18 protein-coding genes are annotated in these 17,508 nt (G+C 42.8%); 13 read left to right on the plus strand and 5 right to left on the minus strand.

Features of this window, described 5'->3' with window-relative positions; genetic code table 11:
* Positions 1-366, minus strand: a 366-nt coding sequence (locus JZU62_RS04290; protein WP_365956390.1) for an ABC transporter permease, incomplete at its 3' end; no start/stop codon positions are given.
* Complete coding sequence (secA, locus tag JZU62_RS04295) at positions 363-2,930, minus strand: preprotein translocase subunit SecA (protein WP_295012244.1); 2,568 nt, start codon at positions 2,928-2,930, stop codon at positions 363-365. The genes JZU62_RS04290 and secA, both read right to left, overlap by 4 nt.
* Before the next feature lie 118 nt (positions 2,931-3,048).
* Here secA and lolA point away from each other — a divergent pair, with 118 nt between their 5' ends.
* The 5 genes from lolA to JZU62_RS04320 all read left to right on the plus strand — a co-directional run bounded on the left by lolA (position 3,049) and on the right by JZU62_RS04320 (position 7,459).
* A complete protein-coding gene (lolA, locus tag JZU62_RS04300) occupies positions 3,049-3,567 on the plus strand; it encodes a LolA-like outer membrane lipoprotein chaperone (protein WP_295012246.1) in 519 nt (172 codons plus the stop codon).
* A 94-nt stretch (positions 3,568-3,661) separates the two neighbouring features.
* Positions 3,662-4,339 carry an EF-hand domain-containing protein gene (locus tag JZU62_RS04305; protein WP_295012248.1) on the plus strand — a complete coding sequence of 226 codons (678 nt, stop codon included), beginning with the start codon at positions 3,662-3,664 and terminating at the stop codon, positions 4,337-4,339.
* Positions 4,340-4,403: 64 nt separating this feature from the next.
* Entirely contained in the window at positions 4,404-5,072 is a 669-nt protein-coding gene (locus JZU62_RS04310) for a response regulator transcription factor (protein WP_295012250.1), read from the plus strand.
* Entirely contained in the window at positions 5,059-6,312 is a 1,254-nt protein-coding gene (locus tag JZU62_RS04315; protein WP_295012252.1) for an ArsS family sensor histidine kinase, read from the plus strand. Before JZU62_RS04310 ends, JZU62_RS04315 begins: the two co-directional genes overlap by 14 nt.
* Before the next feature lie 58 nt (positions 6,313-6,370).
* The gene (locus tag JZU62_RS04320; protein ID WP_295012254.1) at positions 6,371-7,459 is read left to right on the plus strand and encodes a GGDEF domain-containing protein; all 1,089 of its coding nucleotides are present in this window, start codon (positions 6,371-6,373) and stop codon (positions 7,457-7,459) included.
* Here JZU62_RS04320 and JZU62_RS04325 read toward each other — a convergent pair.
* The gene (locus JZU62_RS04325) at positions 7,456-8,709 is read right to left on the minus strand and encodes an arsenic transporter (RefSeq protein WP_295012256.1); all 1,254 of its coding nucleotides are present in this window, start codon (positions 8,707-8,709) and stop codon (positions 7,456-7,458) included. The two genes, JZU62_RS04320 and JZU62_RS04325, sit on opposite strands and share 4 nt — an antisense overlap.
* A gap of 98 nt (positions 8,710-8,807) precedes the next feature.
* On the opposite strand from JZU62_RS04325, the gene JZU62_RS04330 reads away from it, so the two are divergent.
* Genes JZU62_RS04330 through JZU62_RS04355 form a run of 6 tightly spaced genes read left to right on the plus strand, consistent with a single transcriptional unit; the run spans position 8,808 to position 11,465 of the window.
* Complete coding sequence (locus JZU62_RS04330; RefSeq protein ID WP_295012258.1) at positions 8,808-9,131, plus strand: metalloregulator ArsR/SmtB family transcription factor; 324 nt, start codon at positions 8,808-8,810, stop codon at positions 9,129-9,131.
* Positions 9,128-9,532 carry an arsenate reductase ArsC gene (locus JZU62_RS04335; RefSeq protein WP_295012260.1) on the plus strand — a complete coding sequence of 135 codons (405 nt, stop codon included), beginning with the start codon at positions 9,128-9,130 and terminating at the stop codon, positions 9,530-9,532. The genes JZU62_RS04330 and JZU62_RS04335 overlap by 4 nt, the downstream gene beginning before the upstream one ends.
* Before the next feature lie 2 nt (positions 9,533-9,534).
* Entirely contained in the window at positions 9,535-10,485 is a 951-nt protein-coding gene (locus JZU62_RS04340; RefSeq protein WP_295012262.1) for a permease, read from the plus strand.
* A gap of 8 nt (positions 10,486-10,493) precedes the next feature.
* A complete protein-coding gene (locus tag JZU62_RS04345) occupies positions 10,494-10,724 on the plus strand; it encodes a thioredoxin family protein (RefSeq protein WP_295012264.1) in 231 nt (76 codons plus the stop codon).
* A 40-nt stretch (positions 10,725-10,764) separates the two neighbouring features.
* Complete coding sequence (gene crcB / locus JZU62_RS04350; RefSeq protein WP_295012266.1) at positions 10,765-11,157, plus strand: fluoride efflux transporter CrcB; 393 nt, start codon at positions 10,765-10,767, stop codon at positions 11,155-11,157.
* Entirely contained in the window at positions 11,154-11,465 is a 312-nt protein-coding gene (locus tag JZU62_RS04355) for a DUF190 domain-containing protein (RefSeq protein WP_295012268.1), read from the plus strand. The genes crcB and JZU62_RS04355 overlap by 4 nt, the downstream gene beginning before the upstream one ends.
* On the opposite strand, the gene JZU62_RS04360 is transcribed toward JZU62_RS04355, so the two are convergent.
* Complete coding sequence (locus JZU62_RS04360; protein ID WP_365956397.1) at positions 11,462-12,952, minus strand: SulP family inorganic anion transporter; 1,491 nt, start codon at positions 12,950-12,952, stop codon at positions 11,462-11,464. The genes JZU62_RS04355 and JZU62_RS04360 overlap by 4 nt on opposite strands.
* Before the next feature lie 187 nt (positions 12,953-13,139).
* Between JZU62_RS04360 and JZU62_RS04365 the strand changes: the two genes are divergently transcribed.
* Both JZU62_RS04365 and nhaA read left to right on the plus strand, forming a co-directional pair.
* The gene (locus JZU62_RS04365) at positions 13,140-14,501 is read left to right on the plus strand and encodes a TIGR00341 family protein (RefSeq protein ID WP_295012271.1); all 1,362 of its coding nucleotides are present in this window, start codon (positions 13,140-13,142) and stop codon (positions 14,499-14,501) included.
* 41 nt (positions 14,502-14,542) lie between these two features.
* On the plus strand, positions 14,543-15,718 hold the full coding sequence (gene nhaA, locus JZU62_RS04370) for a Na+/H+ antiporter NhaA (RefSeq protein WP_295012273.1): 1,176 nt from the start codon (positions 14,543-14,545) through the stop codon (positions 15,716-15,718).
* Between the two features lie 32 nt (positions 15,719-15,750).
* Here nhaA and JZU62_RS04375 read toward each other — a convergent pair whose 3' ends face one another.
* Entirely contained in the window at positions 15,751-17,352 is a 1,602-nt protein-coding gene (locus JZU62_RS04375) for a cation:proton antiporter (RefSeq protein WP_295012275.1), read from the minus strand.
* Positions 17,353-17,508: the final 156 nt, after the last annotated feature.

The following is a 17,508-nucleotide window of genomic DNA, read 5'->3' on the forward strand; positions in this document are numbered from 1 at the left end:
CTTGGCTTCTTCTGCAAAATCGACACCGAACAAATATCCACCCTCCATCTGATCACCGCTTCGGGAGAGTACAGCAGAGGTGACGTAGGGGCTAAATGCCAAATCAGGGAATTTTGCGCGGAGTTCTTCTACTAATGCTGTGTCACACGTAGCGTAAAATTTCGGCTGAATGGTGAGGGGGTAATTCATGACGGTGAGTTTCTTCTTGAACTCGTTGTCAAATCCGTTCATGAGTGCCATCGCAATGATGAGCACCATCACCCCTAACGCGATTCCTGAGAACGCGAGGAGTGCGGAGAGGAAAATAAAAGGCTGATCTTTGTCAAAGCGTAAAAATCGTTTGACAAGATAAGAGACGATATTCAAGAGGCAAATACCCCTTTTTTAGGTCCCGATTTACCACAGCAGTTTTTGTATTTCAAACCGCTACCGCACGGGCAATCTTCGTTACGTGCGATCTTTTTCTCTTCACCCTCGTGCTCTTGATGATTGAGGCTCATACGGAACGCTTCTTGTTTTTTCTCTAATTCCAACTGACGAGCAAATGCTTCTGCCTCTTCTTCGACATTGTCTACTTTGAAGCGGATAACATGGAGGGTTTTGATCGTATCGTATTTAATCGTCTCAACCAGTTCGCTAAAGAGGTTATAACTCTCTTTTTTGTACTCAACCAACGGATCTTTTTGGTTGTAAGCACGAAGACGGATCCCCGTTTTCATGCTGTCCATTTGGTACAAGTGTTCACGCCATGCGGTGTCGAGGGTTTTAAGATAGATTTCGCGCTCGATTTCGTTGCGAAGTTTCTCATCTACCACCGACATCTTCTCATCGTATTGCCCTTTTAAAGTAGCAAGGGTAGTATCTTGAATCGTGACAAACGCTTTGTCGCTGAACATGGAGATATCCATATCGGCATTCATCTCTTCTTTGATCGTCAAAACGAGGCGCTCAAGATCGATCTCCTCTTCGCTAATCCCCTCGAATATACCGCAAAATGAGAGGGTACGGGTAACATACTCACTACGGATAAGATCGATTTTATCGGCAACGTTGTAGGTCGGATCGAGTAATTCACCACGGAATTTATAAACGATTTTACGCTGTTCGTTGGCAACATCATCGTACTCAACGATGTTTTTACGCCCTTCGAAGTGCATATTTTCCACTTTTTTCTGCGCTTTCTCTACCGCACGGGTCACCATTGCCGATTCGATATACTCACCGTCTTCGACACCTAAGCGTTCCATAATCGATTTGATTTTATCTGAACCGAAAATGCGTAAAAGGTTATCTTCGAGGGAGAGATAAAACTGACTCGTCCCTGCATCACCCTGACGCCCTGCTCGTCCACGGAGCTGATTATCGATACGACGGTTTTCATGTCGTTCGGTTCCGAGGATATAGAGACCGCCGAGGGCTTTGATCTCATCGCTTACTTTGATGTCAACCCCGCGTCCTGCCATGTTGGTTGCAATCGTAATCGCCCCCTTTGCACCCGCATTTTTGATAATCTCACCCTCTTGGGCATGGTTTTTCGCATTAAGTACGGTGTGAGGGATTTTCTCCGCTTTGATGAGGGCATGGAGTTTTTCCGATTTTTCAATCGATGCGGTTCCGATCAATATCGGTTGACCTTTTGCATGTAACTCTTTGACTTTGATAATAACTGCCTCAAATTTTTCGGCTTCCGTTTTATAAATCAAATCGTTTAAATCTTGACGGATAACAGGGACATTGGTAGGGATAGAGATAACATCGAGGTTGTAAATCTGAGCAAACTCGGTCGCTTCTGTTTGCGCCGTTCCCGTCATACCGCCGATTTTGCCATACATTCGGAAGTAGTTTTGGTAAGTGATATCGGCGAGGGTTTGGGTCTCTTCTTTAATAATAACGCCCTCTTTGGCTTCGAGTGCTTGATGAAGCCCCTCTGAGTAACGGCGACCCTCGCTGAGACGACCCGTAAACTCATCGACGATAACGATTTGACCCTCTTGGATAACGTAGTCCACATCGATCTCGAAAATAAAGTTAGCTTTTAACGCTTGGTCAAGATGGTGTGAGAGAGCTGAATTTTCGATACTGTAGAGATTATCAACACCGAAAAGCTCTTCGGCACGACTGATCCCCTCTTCGGTGATAAGGATAAGACGATCTTTCTCATCGACGCTAAAATGCTCATCTCTAACCAATGCTTTAGCAACCGCGTCCGCACGGGTATAATTTTCGAGTGTACGGTTCGTAGGACCTGAAATAATGAGTGGAGTACGTGCTTCATCGATCAAAATTGAGTCAACCTCATCGACGATAACATACGAATGACCCCGTTGAACCATATGGTCGCGTGAGTAGGTCATGTTGTCACGGAGGTAATCAAACCCGAATTCATTGTTCGTACCGTAGGTGATGTCGCACGCGTATTGTGCACGTTTGTTGGCTGGGTTGTACCCCTCGTCAACCAATATCCCCGTCGAATATCCTAAAAAGGCATACAGCTCAGACATCTGCGTTCCATCACGGGATGCTAGATAGTCATTGACCGTTACGACGTGAACCCCTTTGCCGCTCATCGCATTAAGAGAAACCGCCAGCGTTGCAACGAGGGTTTTCCCCTCCCCTGTTTTCATTTCGGCAATACGCCCCTCATGCAGTACCATACCACCGATCAGCTGAACGTCGAAATGACGCATACCCAAAACACGTTTACTCGCTTCACGGGTAATAGCAAACGAATCGACCAAAACCTCATCCAAAGTTTTTTGCTTATTATTCACTTGCTCTTTGAGTGCATTAAATGCCTCTTGAAGCTCACTGTCGCTAAGGAGAGAGAAATGTTCTTCGCGACTATTGATTTGATTTACGCGTTTGATGTATTTTTTGATTTCGTGATCGTTTTTGGTACCGAAAATTTTGCCAAGGAACGTTTGGAGCATTAAAAGCCTTCATTATGAACAGTATTGAAAAAGTCGCTGATTTTAGCATACCAAATCTATTGTTTTGGTTAATGAGCATTAGATACAATGTCATAATCAAATAATCAAAGGATTTTATGTGCGTTTTTTACCCCTTCTGTTTGCATTAACCCTTAGCCTCTGCGCATCCCCTAAAGAGATCAACTCGTTTAACGGCAAATTTATCCAAACGATCATTGACGATAACGGCAAAAAGATTATCTATTCCGGTGAACTGTGGGCGAGCAAACCTCAAAACGCCCTTTGGGTCTATCAAAAACCGATCCAAAAAAGTGTTTATATCAATGCTCAGAAAATCACGGTTATTGAGCCTCAAATCGAACAAGTAACCCTCCGAAGCCTCGATGATGAGATCGATTTTTTACAAATCATCCAAAAAGCCAAACAAGTGACTGCGGATAAATATACCGCTACGGTTAAAGGACAAACCTATACCATCGCTTTTAAAAACGACATCTTAAGCTCTATCAGCTATACCGACGGATACGATAACCGCGTTTCGATTCTCTTCATCAACCCATCCCAAAACAAACCAATCGAAGCAAGTAAATTTAAACCTGTAATCCCTGCTGATTTTGACGTTATTAAAGACCGATAATTTTTAACCTCATGTTACCCATTAGTTACTATAGTGGATTTATGATGCTGGTCGAGTAAGAATTTTTCTTGCTACACCCGACAAGGAGTATGTCATGACCGTAAGTTCCAACTACACTAATGCGTATTCGTCTTACAGTTCTTCAGCTGCATCTTCAACAAAACAAACGGATCAACCGAATTTTGAAGATTTGGCAAAAAAGTTAATGAGTTCTATGGACACAGATAACAGTGGTTCGATCGATAAAGCCGAATTTAGCGCGGCGGCGCAGGCACTTGCATCGAACTCAAACACTACCGACACAAATAGTTCAAGCACTACTGTGTCGGCAACGGATGTTTTCAATAAACTCGATACCAACGGTGATGGAAGTATGAGTACCGATGAATTTATGTCGGCACTCAAAAACTCAAAACCACAAGGAAAAGAGGGAGAAATGCCTCCGCCACCACCAGGTGGAATGCCACCGAGTGAATCTTCTTCTGCTTCTGCTTCATCCGAAAGTAGCGCAAGTACATCTTTTGATGTTCTCGATACCAATGAAGATGGTACCGTCAGTATCGATGAAATATTAGCCTCGTTAGAAAAGTCTAATACTGATTCGTCCGGTAAAAATAGCACTACAACATCCGCAACCGATTCTTCTAAAGCGTCACAAGCGGATACATCATCCCAAAAATTGAGCGATATGTTGCTCAAAAATATCCTCTCTTCTTACGGTAACAATACCGCTTCGAGTAACACCACCTCCCTTTTAAGCATCAGTGCTTAAATCTCTACATGCCCCCATAGGGCATGTTACTTTTTATTTACTATCCCGCCGATATAATCGAAAAATGATTAATGTATTAATGATCGAAGACGATGTCGAACTGGCACAGCTCCTAAAAGCACGCCTCTACAAAGATGATATTGAGGTCACTGTCGCCCTCACCCCGCTGGAGGGGCTGAGTCTATTTCAAACCCATACCTTTGATCTGCTTGTGCTTGATCTCTCACTTCCCCAGATGGACGGAATGGAGATATGCCGTCTGATTCGCCAAGAGAGCCAAATCCCCATTATCATCTCCTCTGCACGCTCCGATATACGGGATAAAATGATGGGATTTTCGCGCGGTGCGGATGATTTTCTCCCTAAACCTTATGATCCTCAAGAGCTTATTTTTCGGATCGATGCGATTATGCGACGTATTCATCCCAGTATGCCTAAAACAATACAAGTGTTTGAAGTTAATGAAGAACGGCACGAAATATCGCGTCTGGGCATACTATTGAAACTGACACCTGCTGAGTATGATATCGTCTCCTATATGATCAAAAAAGAGCGCTACGCTATCTCACGCGAAGAGCTTTTAATGAATATCGGCTCGATCAAATACGAAAGCAGTCTCAAAAGCATCGATGTCATCATGGGTCGGATCCGCCAAAAAATCGGCGATGACCCCAAAAATCCCCGCTATATTATCTCAGTACGAGGTGTAGGATATAAATTTGTCAATCAATAAACACTCAATTTTAACCCTAATTTCACTCTTTTTTGCCCTCATATTAGTATTGATAAATACCCTTTTTTGGATCGCTCATATCCATTTTGAGAAAGAACAAATAGGAGATCAGATACGTCGATTTGATTTAGCAGAGCGACTAATCCACCATCAAAGCAATAATTTTAATCCTGAACTAAGTCAGCTAATGATTACAACGGCGTCTTATTCCCCTGCGTTTATCCAAACCAATGCTAAACAAATAGTACGCTTCCCTTTTGGTCAAATATTTGACTATAAAGGAAGAACATTTTTTATACGATCCCACCCGCCAAGACCACCTTTTCCACTTCCTATACTCGATTTTCCACTACCTCCCCCGCTCCCTTATCAAGATTTTAATCCTATCGTTTTGGAAGATTTAAAACCACAATCGGCAGGGGTTATTTGCGCAGTATTTGGAGCGATTGATCTGTTAGTTTTACTTTTTTTCGGATTTATCCTCAAAAAGCTCGCCCCTCTGCACCGACTTAAAAACGCCATTATCGATTTTAGCGAGGGTGATACCCATCTCAATGTACCGATAGAGGGAAAAGACGAAATCTCTCAAATCACCTATGAATTCAACCATGCGTTAGAAAAAATCGCTTCAATGAAAGAAGCGCGAGCCCTCTTTTTGCGCAATATCCTCCATGAACTCAAAACACCGATCATGAAAGGCTCCCTCACTGCCGATTGTTTGATTCCATCTGAAGATCAAGAGCGGATAAAGCGGATATTTAATCGTATGAATTACCTTTTGGGAGAGTTTTCGACGATGGAGCGCTTCAGTAGTGGCGAGTGGGATCTCAACCTCCGTGAGTATCGCTTCGTCGATCTGCTCGATCATGCGTGTGATATTTTGCTCTGTTCCAAAGAGAGTTTTGAGATCAAAGGGGAAGAGTCAGGACTTATCATCAATGTCGATTTTGAACTCTTTGCGATTGCGCTGAAAAACCTCCTCGATAACGCCCTAAAATACTCCGAAATCAAACCGAGTATCCTGATTTTGAGCCACTCAATAGAGATATGTAACCTAGGTGATCCACTACCGCAAGATAATCAGAGCTTTGATCGTCCTTTCAATCGAACCTATGAAAGTTCCATGACGGGTTTAGGTTTAGGACTTTATATCACCCACTCTATTCTCAGAAAACACGGCGTTAACCTTCGTTATCACCATGAGTCAGGGATGAACTGTTTTAGGATAGTGTTGTCTTAAGAGTTTGATAATATAACTTGTCGTACTCTATGAGAAGAGAGCTTTTCATGGAGTAGTAATGCACAATCCCCTTATCCCGATCAACCGCCTTATCCGTTTTGACTCGTATGAAGAGTACTTCAGCCAAAGAATATACAAAAACTTCTTATTATTCAGCTATATCGGTGTCGTCCTTTCCCTAATTTACATTCCGTTTGATTATCAGATTCATGCCCCAAAAGGGGAATTTTTCTATGTTTTGTGCGGACGGCTTACCACCGCATTTTTCGCGGTGATGGTTGTGGTTGCCGTGGCATTATCCTATTTTAAAAATCATCGGGTCATAGCGATTACAACTTTTGGTACGATGGGATTTAGCGCAACGGTCGCTACCTATCTGCTTTATGGAAACAGTTATTTTTTTGCCGCACTTGCGTGGATGTTTTATCTCGTCCCTACGATCATGCTGTCACCTTTGTTGAGTAAAAAAATCTACCTTATCATGGAAGCGTACCAAATCGCGTTTGTCGCTTTTATGATGACATGGATCGGCTCAACTGCTGAAGAGTTGTTCATTTATCTCTTTTTCGCACTTCCGCTAGCAGGGTATGTCTTTATCCTCGTTATTTTAAACCATCGTATGAGTATGGAAGCCTATATCAATGCCTATCAGAACTATTTATTGATGTCACTCGATTCTCTTTCCAATCTCCTTAACCGACGCACATGGTATGAGGAATCCCATCGTCATTGGGAAAATGGAAACGGAAAAGGAATATCGTTTATGATGCTCGATATTGACCATTTTAAGCGGGTCAATGACACCTACGGGCATGAATGCGGTGATCGCGTTATCGAAACAGTTGCTCGTATTCTTCTGGAACAAACGCGTGATTATGATATTGTCGGGAGACTCGGCGGTGAGGAATTCGGTATCGTTTTACCGCAAACCGATATAAACGAAGCCAAAGCGATTGCCGAACGGATACGCTACACCATCGAATCGACACCGATCACCTATCACGATCAAATCCTCCATGTAACGGTTAGTATCGGAGTAATCGAAAATAGCGAAAACATTGATAAATTTGCAACGTTGGTCAATCAGGGTGACAAGTATCTATACGCGGCAAAAGAGCAAGGGAGAAATCGGGTGATTTCGGGTTAAATCAACCCGATCAACGCCACCAATAATACCGGCGGTGTAATCACCAGCCCTACTTTCATATACTCACCCCATCCGATCTTGACCCCTTTTTGTGCTAATACATGAAGCCAGAGTAAAGTAGCGAGAGAGCCGATAGGGGTCATTTTTGGTCCGAGATTACAGCCGATGATATTCGCATACGCTAACGCATTATTCCCAGCTTCAGCAATCGCGATATCCATCACCATGATGGTAGGCATGTTGTTCATGACGGAGCTGAGTATGGCGGATAAGAAACCAGTACCGATCACGGCATAAACATTCCCCATCGCTTGCATCTGGGTAATCAATCCAGCCAAATAGGTTGTCAATCCTCCGTTTTTCAGACCGTACACGACGACATACAACCCGATACTAAACCATACTACTTGCCACGGTGCCGCTTTGATCGTCATAATCGGTTTGGTCGCTTTAAAATAGGTCGCAATAGCAAGAAAGACCAATGCTCCACCGAGAGCAAATACCGAGACTGGGAGATGGTAATGATCTCCGATGAAATATCCCACCATCAGCAATGCCAAAAACCACCAGCTGAGGCGGAACATTGTCATATTTTTAATCGCCGATTCAGGGGATGAGAGTTGCGTAATATCGATATGCGTAGGAATGTCTTTACGAAAATAAATCCATAATACTGTGATTGAAGCAATAATACTTAAAAAGTTTGGCAAAGCCATCGTTTTGGCATATTCCCAAAATCCGATATGAAAATACCCTGCTGTAACGATATTGGTGAGGTTCGAGATCACGAGCGGATTGGACGCACTGTCTCCGATAAATCCTCCCGCCATCAAAAAGGCAAACATCGCTACGGGATTCATTTTGAGATGCTTCATTTTAGCCAACACGATAGGGGTCAGGATCAGTGCCGCTCCGTCATTGGCGAACAATGCCGATACCAATGCTCCGAGTATGAGGATATAAACGAACATCAGATGACCGTTTCCGCCTGAAAGTCGTGCCATTTTCAACGCTGCCCATTCAAAGAACCCAATCTCATCGAGTACCATCGAGAGGAGTATTATCCCGATAAATGCGAGTGTCGCATCCCATACGATAGAGGTTACCGTCCAAACGTCGATGGGGCTGACAACACCTAGAGCTACTGCGATAATTGCACCCATTACAGCGGTTGTACCTATTTGCAATCCGCGCGGTTGCCAAATGACGAATATGAGTGTTATTAAAAAAATTGCACTTGCTAAAATCATTCTATTTCCTTTATTAATTATAGAATTGTATCATAATATCAATATATCTTGATATATTATTTTTATTTTGTTACAATTCTAAAACTCGGAGGTAGTTTATGGAAATATTTTTAGAAACCGTATCCGCTTTAAACGATGAAACCCGTATCAAACTCCTCACCTTTTTGGATACGCACGGTGCACTGTGCGTCTGTGATCTCCAAGAGAGTTTCGGAATGATACAATCACGTCTCTCTCGCCACCTCAAAATCCTCAAAGACGGAGGATTTTTGCGGGTAGATCGGTGCGGTACGTGGGCTTATTATTCCATTAGAACACCACTAGATCAGTTTCGAAGCGAAGCGCTGGCTGAAATCCGATGTCTTGGGATTGAGCTCCCTCCACTTATTAAACTATCCGAAACAGGAGACTGTAAATTATGAAAAATGTCCTTATCCTTTGCACCGGCAACAGCTGCCGCTCAATCATGGGTGAAGCCCTTATCAATGCTAAAATGGGAGATTGTGTATTTGCCCAAAGCTCAGGAGTCAAAGCGAGTGGAAAAGTAAACCCAAATGCCCAAGCACTGTTGGAAGAAAAAGGCTACTGGAGAGAGGAATATCACTCCAAAGTGATCGATACCGTAATCGATACCCCGTTCGATCTCGTCGTCACTGTATGCGACCACGCCCATGAGACCTGCCCGATGTTTCCTAAAGCGGTAAAAACAATCCATGTTGCGTTTGAAGACCCAAGTGGAAAAGAAGTCGAAGAATACGCAAAAACATTAACACTTATCGAAGAAACACTTCTACCGATCATCCAATCCGAGTTGTGTGTCTGATCATGTGGCAGGAGAGCGTCAATATCCTCGTGTATGAGTGGCTCAAAATGCCTCAGGGGGAGAAGCTGTCCGATGTGCTGAACTTTTTCATTTACGACACGGTAAAAATCCTCTTTTTACTCATTGTTATTATTTTTATCGTCACCTTGCTACGCTCTTATTTCTCGACCGAGAAAGTACGAGAATACCTCAGTAAAAAGCACGAATATACGGGGAATGTTCTCGCTGCACTCTTCGGAATTATCACACCTTTTTGTTCGTGTTCGGCAATACCGCTGTTTTTGGGGTTCCTACAAGCTCGTATTCCTCTGGGGGTGACCTTTAGCTTTCTCATCTCCGCCCCGCTAAATAACGAAATCGCCATAGCGATGCTCTTTAGCATATTTGGATGGAAAGTGACGGCTTTGTATATCGGGTTTGGTTTACTTGTGGCGATTGTGGGGGGCATCATCATCGGTCGGATGAGGTTGGGAAAAGAGATCTTAATAGAGGTCAAGCCGATAGAGGGTGAGATTCACGCCGAAGCTCAGATTATCCCTTTTAAAACACGACTGGTTGAAGCCAAAGAGTACACCCTCGATATTCTCCGCAAAATCTGGCTCTATGTCCTCTTCGGTGTCGGTGCGGGTGCCTTTATCCACGGCTATGTCCCGACTGAGTTTATCACCTCTATCGCGGGAGGAGACAATGCGTTTGCCGTACCTCTGGCGACACTGCTCGGAGTACCGATGTACTCCAACGCAGCAGGGGTGATGCCACTCATCGAAGTCCTCACCTCAAAAGGGATGCTACTGGGGACGGCATTGTCGTTTATGATGGCGATCACCGCCCTCTCCCTCCCTGAAGCGATGATCCTCAAGCGGGTGATGAGCCTCAAACTCATTGCCATCTTTTTCGGTACCGTAACGCTGGGAATTATGGGTGTCGGATACTTATTTAATGCAATTTTATAGGAGTTAATATGAAAATCGAAATTTTAGGTACGGGATGCGCGAAATGCAAAGCCCTCGAAGAGGCAACAAAACAAGCGGTCGCAAAAAGTGGCAAGTTTGCCCAAATCGAAAAAGTAGATGATATTATGAAGATCATGGAATACAATGTCATGAGCACTCCCGGACTCGTAATCGATGGTAAAGTTGTCAGTACCGGAAAAGTTTTAAGTGTGGATGAGATTACTGCATTGATCGGATAAGCTATAATAGTGTTCCATAATTTTCCGTATAGGTTTGTACATGATATATTCTATAGTCGCTATCATATCAGGTGCCGGAATCGGTGCATTGTTGCGATGGTTTTTGGGACTTAAATTAAACAGTCACTTTTCTGCTATACCACTCGGAACACTGAGTGCCAATATTATAGGCGGCTATCTAATCGGAATTGCTATCGCATTTTTTTCGACTAATCCTGCCATTTCTCCCGAATGGCGACTTTTTATCATTACCGGATTTTTGGGTGGTTTGACTACCTTTAGCACTTTTAGCGCCGAGATCGTAAGTGCTATCCAAGAGGGGCGCTTGAGTCATGCCGCGATGGGAGTCGTTTTACACGTCGGGGGATCGCTGATTATGACCTTTTTAGGGATTGTCAGTATGATGTATCTACAAAACAGAGGAACACTATGAAAACAGGCTATCAACTCACATTTTTCACCCTTCAAAGCCGTCGTCATAACGGGACAAATATCGTAGAGTGGCTCGAAGATGTCGCACAGCGTTCTGGTATCAGCGGTCTAACCGTGACGAATGCTTCAAAAGGGCTAGGACATGATGGTAGATGGCACTCTGCAACGTTTTTTGAGCTTTCCGATCAACCTTTAGAGATTATGATGATTGCCGATGAAGAATCATGTAATACGCTTTTTTCCCTTTTGGAAGAGCAAAAGTCTTCCCTTTTTTACACTAAAACCGCTATTGAATACGGAATTATTTAATGTCCACCCATCACCTTCTCAATCACTTCTGGTTTATCATGCACCCCGAAACGGTCGATAATCGTCTGTGTCGCTTCATTTTGTCCGATTACTTCCACTTCTTTTCCCATATTACGTAGTTTTATCACCGCTTTATCGAGTGCATAAACTGCCGTAATATCCCAAAAATGAGCGTGCGTTACATCGATAACCACATTTTTTACCTCTTCTTTGTAATCAAATTCATCGGCGAAACGATCGGCTGAGTTAAAGAAAATTTGACCAACAAATTTATAGATTCGAGTACTGCTCGTCTCCTCATATGATTTCTCACAATACATAAAGTGGCTGATTTTGTTCGCAAAAAAGAGTGCCGCGAGCAATACCCCGCTCAAAACTCCAAGTGCAAGATTGTGGGTTACAACAACCACAGCTGTGGTGACGATCATAACGATATTGGTTGAAAGGGGCAATGTTTTAAGCCCTTTGACGGACGGCCAGCTAAACGTCCCTATCGAGACCATAATCATGACGGATACGAGTGCTGCCATCGGAATTTGTTTGATCAAATCGGACATAAACACAACCATGATGAGAAGCAATACCCCCGCTACGAGAGTTGAAAGACGACCGCGACCGCCCGATTTGACGTTGATAACCGACTGACCAATCATCGCACATCCCGCCATACCGCCCATACATCCGCTCGCGATATTAGCGATCCCCTGCCCTTTGGCTTCACGGTTTTTATCGCTGTCGGTATCGGTTAAATCATCGATAATGGTTGCCGTCATAAACGATTCGAGTAGTCCCACTGCCGCTAGTGCCCCCGAATAGGGAAAAATGATCGAGAGGGTTTCAAAGTTTAGCGGAACGTCAGGCCAGAGAAAAAGAGGAAGCGTATCAGGAAGCGCTCCCATATCGCCGACCGTGCGAACATCGATCCCCATTGTCACAACGACAAGGGTAAGGACGACAATCGTCACAAGCGCAGAGGGGATAATCTTTCCGATTGTAGGGATATGGGGAAACAGATAGATGATCCCCAACCCCGCCGCCGTTAGAGCATAGACATGCCATGTGACATTGGTGAGTTCAGGCAGTTGTGCCATAAAGATCAAAATAGCCAATGCGTTCACGAATCCGATCACGACGGTACGAGAGACAAAACTCATTAAACGTCCGAGTTTCAAGTATCCCGCAAGAATCTGCAATACCCCCGTCAAAAGTGTTGCCGCCATCAGATATTGCAACCCGTGCTCTTTGACGAGCGTTACCATGAGCAATGCCATAGCCCCCGTCGCGGCAGAGATCATCCCCGCGCGACCACCGACGAATGCGATCACAGTCGCGATACAAAACGAGGCATATAGTCCCACTTTTGGATCAACTCCCGCGATGATCGAAAAAGCGATCGCTTCGGGGATGAGGGCAAGAGCAACGACGATTCCGGCGAGGATATCGCCGCGAATATTGCCGAACCACTCTTGTTTAGGGGATAAAATCAGCATAAAGTCTCCGTATAAAATTCTAATATTTACTTCAATCAGGAAAAAAAGCCAAAAGCGAAAAATAGGGATTTCGAAAATGTGGCAGAGTAGAAGTCAGATAACAAATTGTACTTAAAAGTGACTTATACCCCTATTAGCTTTCGTTTCGTTATAATAAAATATTCAGAAAAAAGGATGATCTATTATGACCAATTTTGAAGAACACCGAACGTGGCTTCATCTCAAAGAGATCATCCGTGAGCGGCTAAGTCTAATGGACGATAAAGCTGATGATACTGTAATCGATGAACGTATCCGAGGCGACATCTACATGAAAGGCTCAAACCTCTGGATTTTGATGTTTGCCATATTCGTCGCATCGATTGGTTTGAATGTCAATTCGACGGCTGTCATCATCGGAGCAATGTTAATCTCACCGCTGATGGGACCGATTATGGGAATCGGATACGGTGCCGGAATCAACGATTTTTCACTCCTTCGTCAGGCATTTAAAAATCTGGCGATTGCTACCTTTATCGGGCTTCTCACCTCCACTCTATATTTTTTAATTTCACCACTGGATACGGCACAATCCGAACTCCTAGCACGAACAACGCCGAATGTTTGGGATGTATTAATCGGGCTTTTTGGAGGACTGGCCGGAATTGTTGCCGTTACCCGCAAAGAAAAAACCAACGTTATCCCCGGAGTAGCTATCGCAACAGCACTCATGCCACCACTATGTACCGCAGGATTTGGTCTCGCAACAGGGCATTGGAACTATTTTTTCGGAGCGTTTTATCTTTATACCATCAATTTTGTTTTTATTGCCCTATCGGCATTTCTCATCGTACGTGCATTTCATATCGCAGAAAAAAAATACATTGACCCAGAAATTGCCAAACGTGCTCAACGCTATATCATAGCCGTAGCTTTTGCAACAATGCTTCCCAGCTCCTATCTAGCCTATCAACTGGTGGGCGAAGAAGTGTTCAAAGCAAAAGCATCAACCTTTGTGAATGAAAATCTTAATTTTGCCAAAACCAATGTTGCTCAAGTCAAAATCAATCCTAAAACCTATGAAATCAAAGTCTTTTTAATCGGAGAACACATTTCTGAATCAAAACTCGATACTATAAGCATCCGCCTGAGCAATGCAGGACTAGCAAAGGCTCAACTCAAAGTGTATCAAAACGGCGAACGCGACGATGTCGATATCACGACCCTGAAAGCAGATATTGTGCGCGATTTGTATCAAAATGCCCAAACAAAGCTCGAAGCTAAAGAGAAAGAGATTTCATACTTAAAAGAGCAGCTTCAAATAACTTCTATGCATCAGGAATTTCACAATGCTATTCCTGATGAACTTCAGATGTTGTTTCCGAAAATAACAAAATGTATCCTCTCCGAAACCTATCTTATGAATGAAATAGATCAAAATAAAAGTACAAAATATCTTATTTTAAACATTGAAACCAGAGGAAAAATGACAAAGAATGAGCAGAAAATGATAGAAAAATGGCTTAAAAAACGGACTAAAAACGATCAGGTAAAACTCTTTTTTTAAACAAAACATTTACAAAAAAAATTTCTTTCAAAAGGGACATTATGGTAAAAAACGCTCTATCAAATTTTTTTAATCTCGAATCGGCAACGGGCATATTGTTGATTATCGCCACTCTTTTAGCAATGGTGATGGCAAATACTTCTCTTCAACCCTTGTATGCTTCGCTCACTTCTATTCCTGTCGTTATGAGTTTTGGCTCACTCGTGATCGCGAAACCTCTTTTGCTTTGGATTAACGATGGTCTGATGGCTATTTTCTTTTTTATGATCGGTCTCGAAGTTAAACGCGAAATGATCGAAGGCTCGTTACGTGACCCAAAAGCGATTGCTATTCCCGCTTTTGCCGCGTTGGGTGGTATGCTTGTCCCCGCGATGATCTATGCATGGTTTAACTGGAACGATCCCGTCGCCGTTCAAGGATGGGCTATCCCCTCAGCAACCGATATCGCTTTTGCGTTAGGTATTTTGACACTCTTGGGAGATCGTATACCCAAAGGACTCAAACTTTTTTTATTGACACTGGCGATCATCGATGACTTGGGAGCCATCATAATCATTGCCCTTTTTTATACCGCTGATCTTTCGACAACATCACTCACTATCGCGGCAACGATGATCGCTCTTTTAACCCTAATGAACATTCGAGGGGTCATCAACCATACCGCTTATATCTTGGTTGGGATCATCTTGTGGACAGCGGTCTTAAAATCCGGCGTTCACGCTACCTTAGCAGGGGTTATTCTCGGTCTGCTGATTCCCCTTAAAAACAACAAAGTCCCTTTTCATGCACTCGAACATTCACTGCACGTTCCTGTCAACTATGTAATCCTCCCTCTATTTGCGTTTGTTAATACAGGGATCGGATTTTCCAATCTATCGGCAAAAGATTTTTATGACAATGTCACTCTTGGTATCACATTAGGGCTTTTCTTCGGAAAACAGATGGGTGTATTTCTTTTCACCGTTTTGGCTGTTCAGATGGGATTTGGGAAATTACCGCAAGGGGTAAATTGGAAACTACTTTATGGTGTTTCGATTCTCAGCGGGATCGGATTTACGATGTCACTTTTTATCGGTTCATTAGCATTTGAAGAAGCTAGAGCAAGCGGTATGGTATTAACGGATGAGCGTTTAGGGATTTTGATGGGATCGATGATATCAGGACTCATTGGATACGTTGTGCTACGACTTTTCTTAAGAAAAAGCCAAATACAATAAAGAGGCTTGCACTATTTAAAATAGGCTATTATCTATTCGCTATCAATAATAAGCCGAGAAACCTGCTGACTCATCACATCATTTTCGATAATAATATTAGTAATACCGAGCTCGGCGATGATGTTTTTCTCGTGTTGAGTGTGTACTTTTACAATAATTTTGGAGTTATCGACAAACTGCTCTATGGTCTGGCATACGTGATAGAGTTTGGCGGGGTTATCGATAGCGACAATAACGTATTTCGCAAACTTGATATTGGCTTTTTTCAACACCTCTTTTTTGAGTGCATTGCCGAAAATTGCCGGCTCTCCCATCTTCTGAATTGCGTGAAATGTGTTAATGTTGTTTTCAATCGCGAGGTAGAATTCCCCTTTTTCTTTGAGCGATGCGGCAACATTACGTCCGAACTCTCCAAAGCCTAAAATAATCGTGTGGTCTCTTACCTCATCCGAAAAGAATTCATTGGGAATATTTTCATCCTCTTTTTTGATCATCATATCCGTTATCGGCGTTAAATGTTTCAAAATCACAGGGGTAACAATCATCGATAAAACAATAGTCGCAATCAACACTTGACTGTAGGGCTGTGAAATCAGATCATTCGAGCCTGCCAGCTCCAAAATCGCCAGTGAAAATTCCCCTATCTGTATAAGGCTGAAAGCAGTTTTAAGGCTAACTCTTTTACTTTCATTGATCCGTATGAGTCCGAAAATAATAATAAATTTCAACACCATGACGCCCAATAACAGCAACAAAATAATATGCAGTTGCGTGACAAGAAGGAAAAAATCTATCTGCATCCCTACCGTAATAAAAAAGATTCCAAGGAGCAAATCCCGAAATGGGATTAGATCGGCTTCGGCTTGATGTTTGTATTTGGTTTCAGCGATCAGCATACCTGCGATAAATGCACCCAACGAATATGAAAATCCAAGAATATGCGCTAAATATGATGCCCCTATCGCCAAAAATAAAACACTTCCGACAAAAAGCTCATCCGAGTTTGTTTTTAGGATTTGAGTTAAAAAAGGCTCTAGTATATGCTTTCCAAATACCCATAAAAATCCCAATAAGACAGTAGCACTAATAGCCATATCTTGCAGTACCAAAGCAATATTATTAGAGTTACTGCTCATAAAACCGATAATAAGCAAAATCGGAATGACGGCAATATCTTGCATTATCAAGATTCCCAACGATCTTTGTCCGTGTCGGCGGTTAATTTCACCGCTTTCATTCAAAATTTTCAGAACGATTGCCGTTGATGATAAGGCAACTACAAGAGATATAATAAAAGCAGAGTTCACATCAAGCTTAAGTGCATAATATCCAAAAAGAAAAGCGACGGAGGAGGTGAGTAAAATCTGAAGCGATCCCGTCACAAAAACTTCATTCTTCATCCGTTTGAGATGCGTTAAAGAAAATTCAAGCCCGATGGTAAACATCAAAAATACGACTCCGAATTCAGCAATCTCTTTAAGGTCATGATTGCGGACAGCATCATGAAGATCGAACATATAGGCAATTGTTGTCCCCGTTAAAATATATCCAATGATTGTCGGTAGATGAATTTTACGGATAAAAATATTGATAAGAAGTGACAGAAGGAGCGTTGTCGTAATGATACTTAACACGTTTAAGCTCCCTTGATTTTATCTTTATTGTAACGCAAAGTCGCTTGCACTATATAAAGTATGTTATTATCTACAACGATACTTTATATATCTATAGTTAAAGAGGAAGCGTCTATGCAGATTCCTGATTTACCGTGGTCAAAGCCTATAGATTCT

It is taken from the genome of Sulfuricurvum sp. (genome assembly GCF_019163035.1).
GTDB lineage: Bacteria > Campylobacterota > Campylobacteria > Campylobacterales > Sulfurimonadaceae > Sulfuricurvum.

Coding starts and splice junctions, on each gene's coding strand:
- secA (WP_295012244.1), bottom strand. CDS start 2,930: ATGCTCCAAACGTTCCTTGGCAAAATTTTCGGTACCAAAAACGATCAC.
- JZU62_RS04305 (WP_295012248.1), top strand. CDS start 3,662: ATGACCGTAAGTTCCAACTACACTAATGCGTATTCGTCTTACAGTTCT.
- JZU62_RS04310 (WP_295012250.1), top strand. CDS start 4,404: ATGATTAATGTATTAATGATCGAAGACGATGTCGAACTGGCACAGCTC.
- JZU62_RS04320 (WP_295012254.1), top strand. CDS start 6,371: ATGCACAATCCCCTTATCCCGATCAACCGCCTTATCCGTTTTGACTCG.
- JZU62_RS04325 (WP_295012256.1), bottom strand. CDS start 8,709: ATGATTTTAGCAAGTGCAATTTTTTTAATAACACTCATATTCGTCATT.
- JZU62_RS04330 (WP_295012258.1), top strand. CDS start 8,808: ATGGAAATATTTTTAGAAACCGTATCCGCTTTAAACGATGAAACCCGT.
- JZU62_RS04335 (WP_295012260.1), top strand. CDS start 9,128: ATGAAAAATGTCCTTATCCTTTGCACCGGCAACAGCTGCCGCTCAATC.
- JZU62_RS04340 (WP_295012262.1), top strand. CDS start 9,535: ATGTGGCAGGAGAGCGTCAATATCCTCGTGTATGAGTGGCTCAAAATG.
- JZU62_RS04345 (WP_295012264.1), top strand. CDS start 10,494: ATGAAAATCGAAATTTTAGGTACGGGATGCGCGAAATGCAAAGCCCTC.
- crcB (WP_295012266.1), top strand. CDS start 10,765: ATGATATATTCTATAGTCGCTATCATATCAGGTGCCGGAATCGGTGCA.
- JZU62_RS04355 (WP_295012268.1), top strand. CDS start 11,154: ATGAAAACAGGCTATCAACTCACATTTTTCACCCTTCAAAGCCGTCGT.
- JZU62_RS04365 (WP_295012271.1), top strand. CDS start 13,140: ATGACCAATTTTGAAGAACACCGAACGTGGCTTCATCTCAAAGAGATC.
- nhaA (WP_295012273.1), top strand. CDS start 14,543: ATGGTAAAAAACGCTCTATCAAATTTTTTTAATCTCGAATCGGCAACG.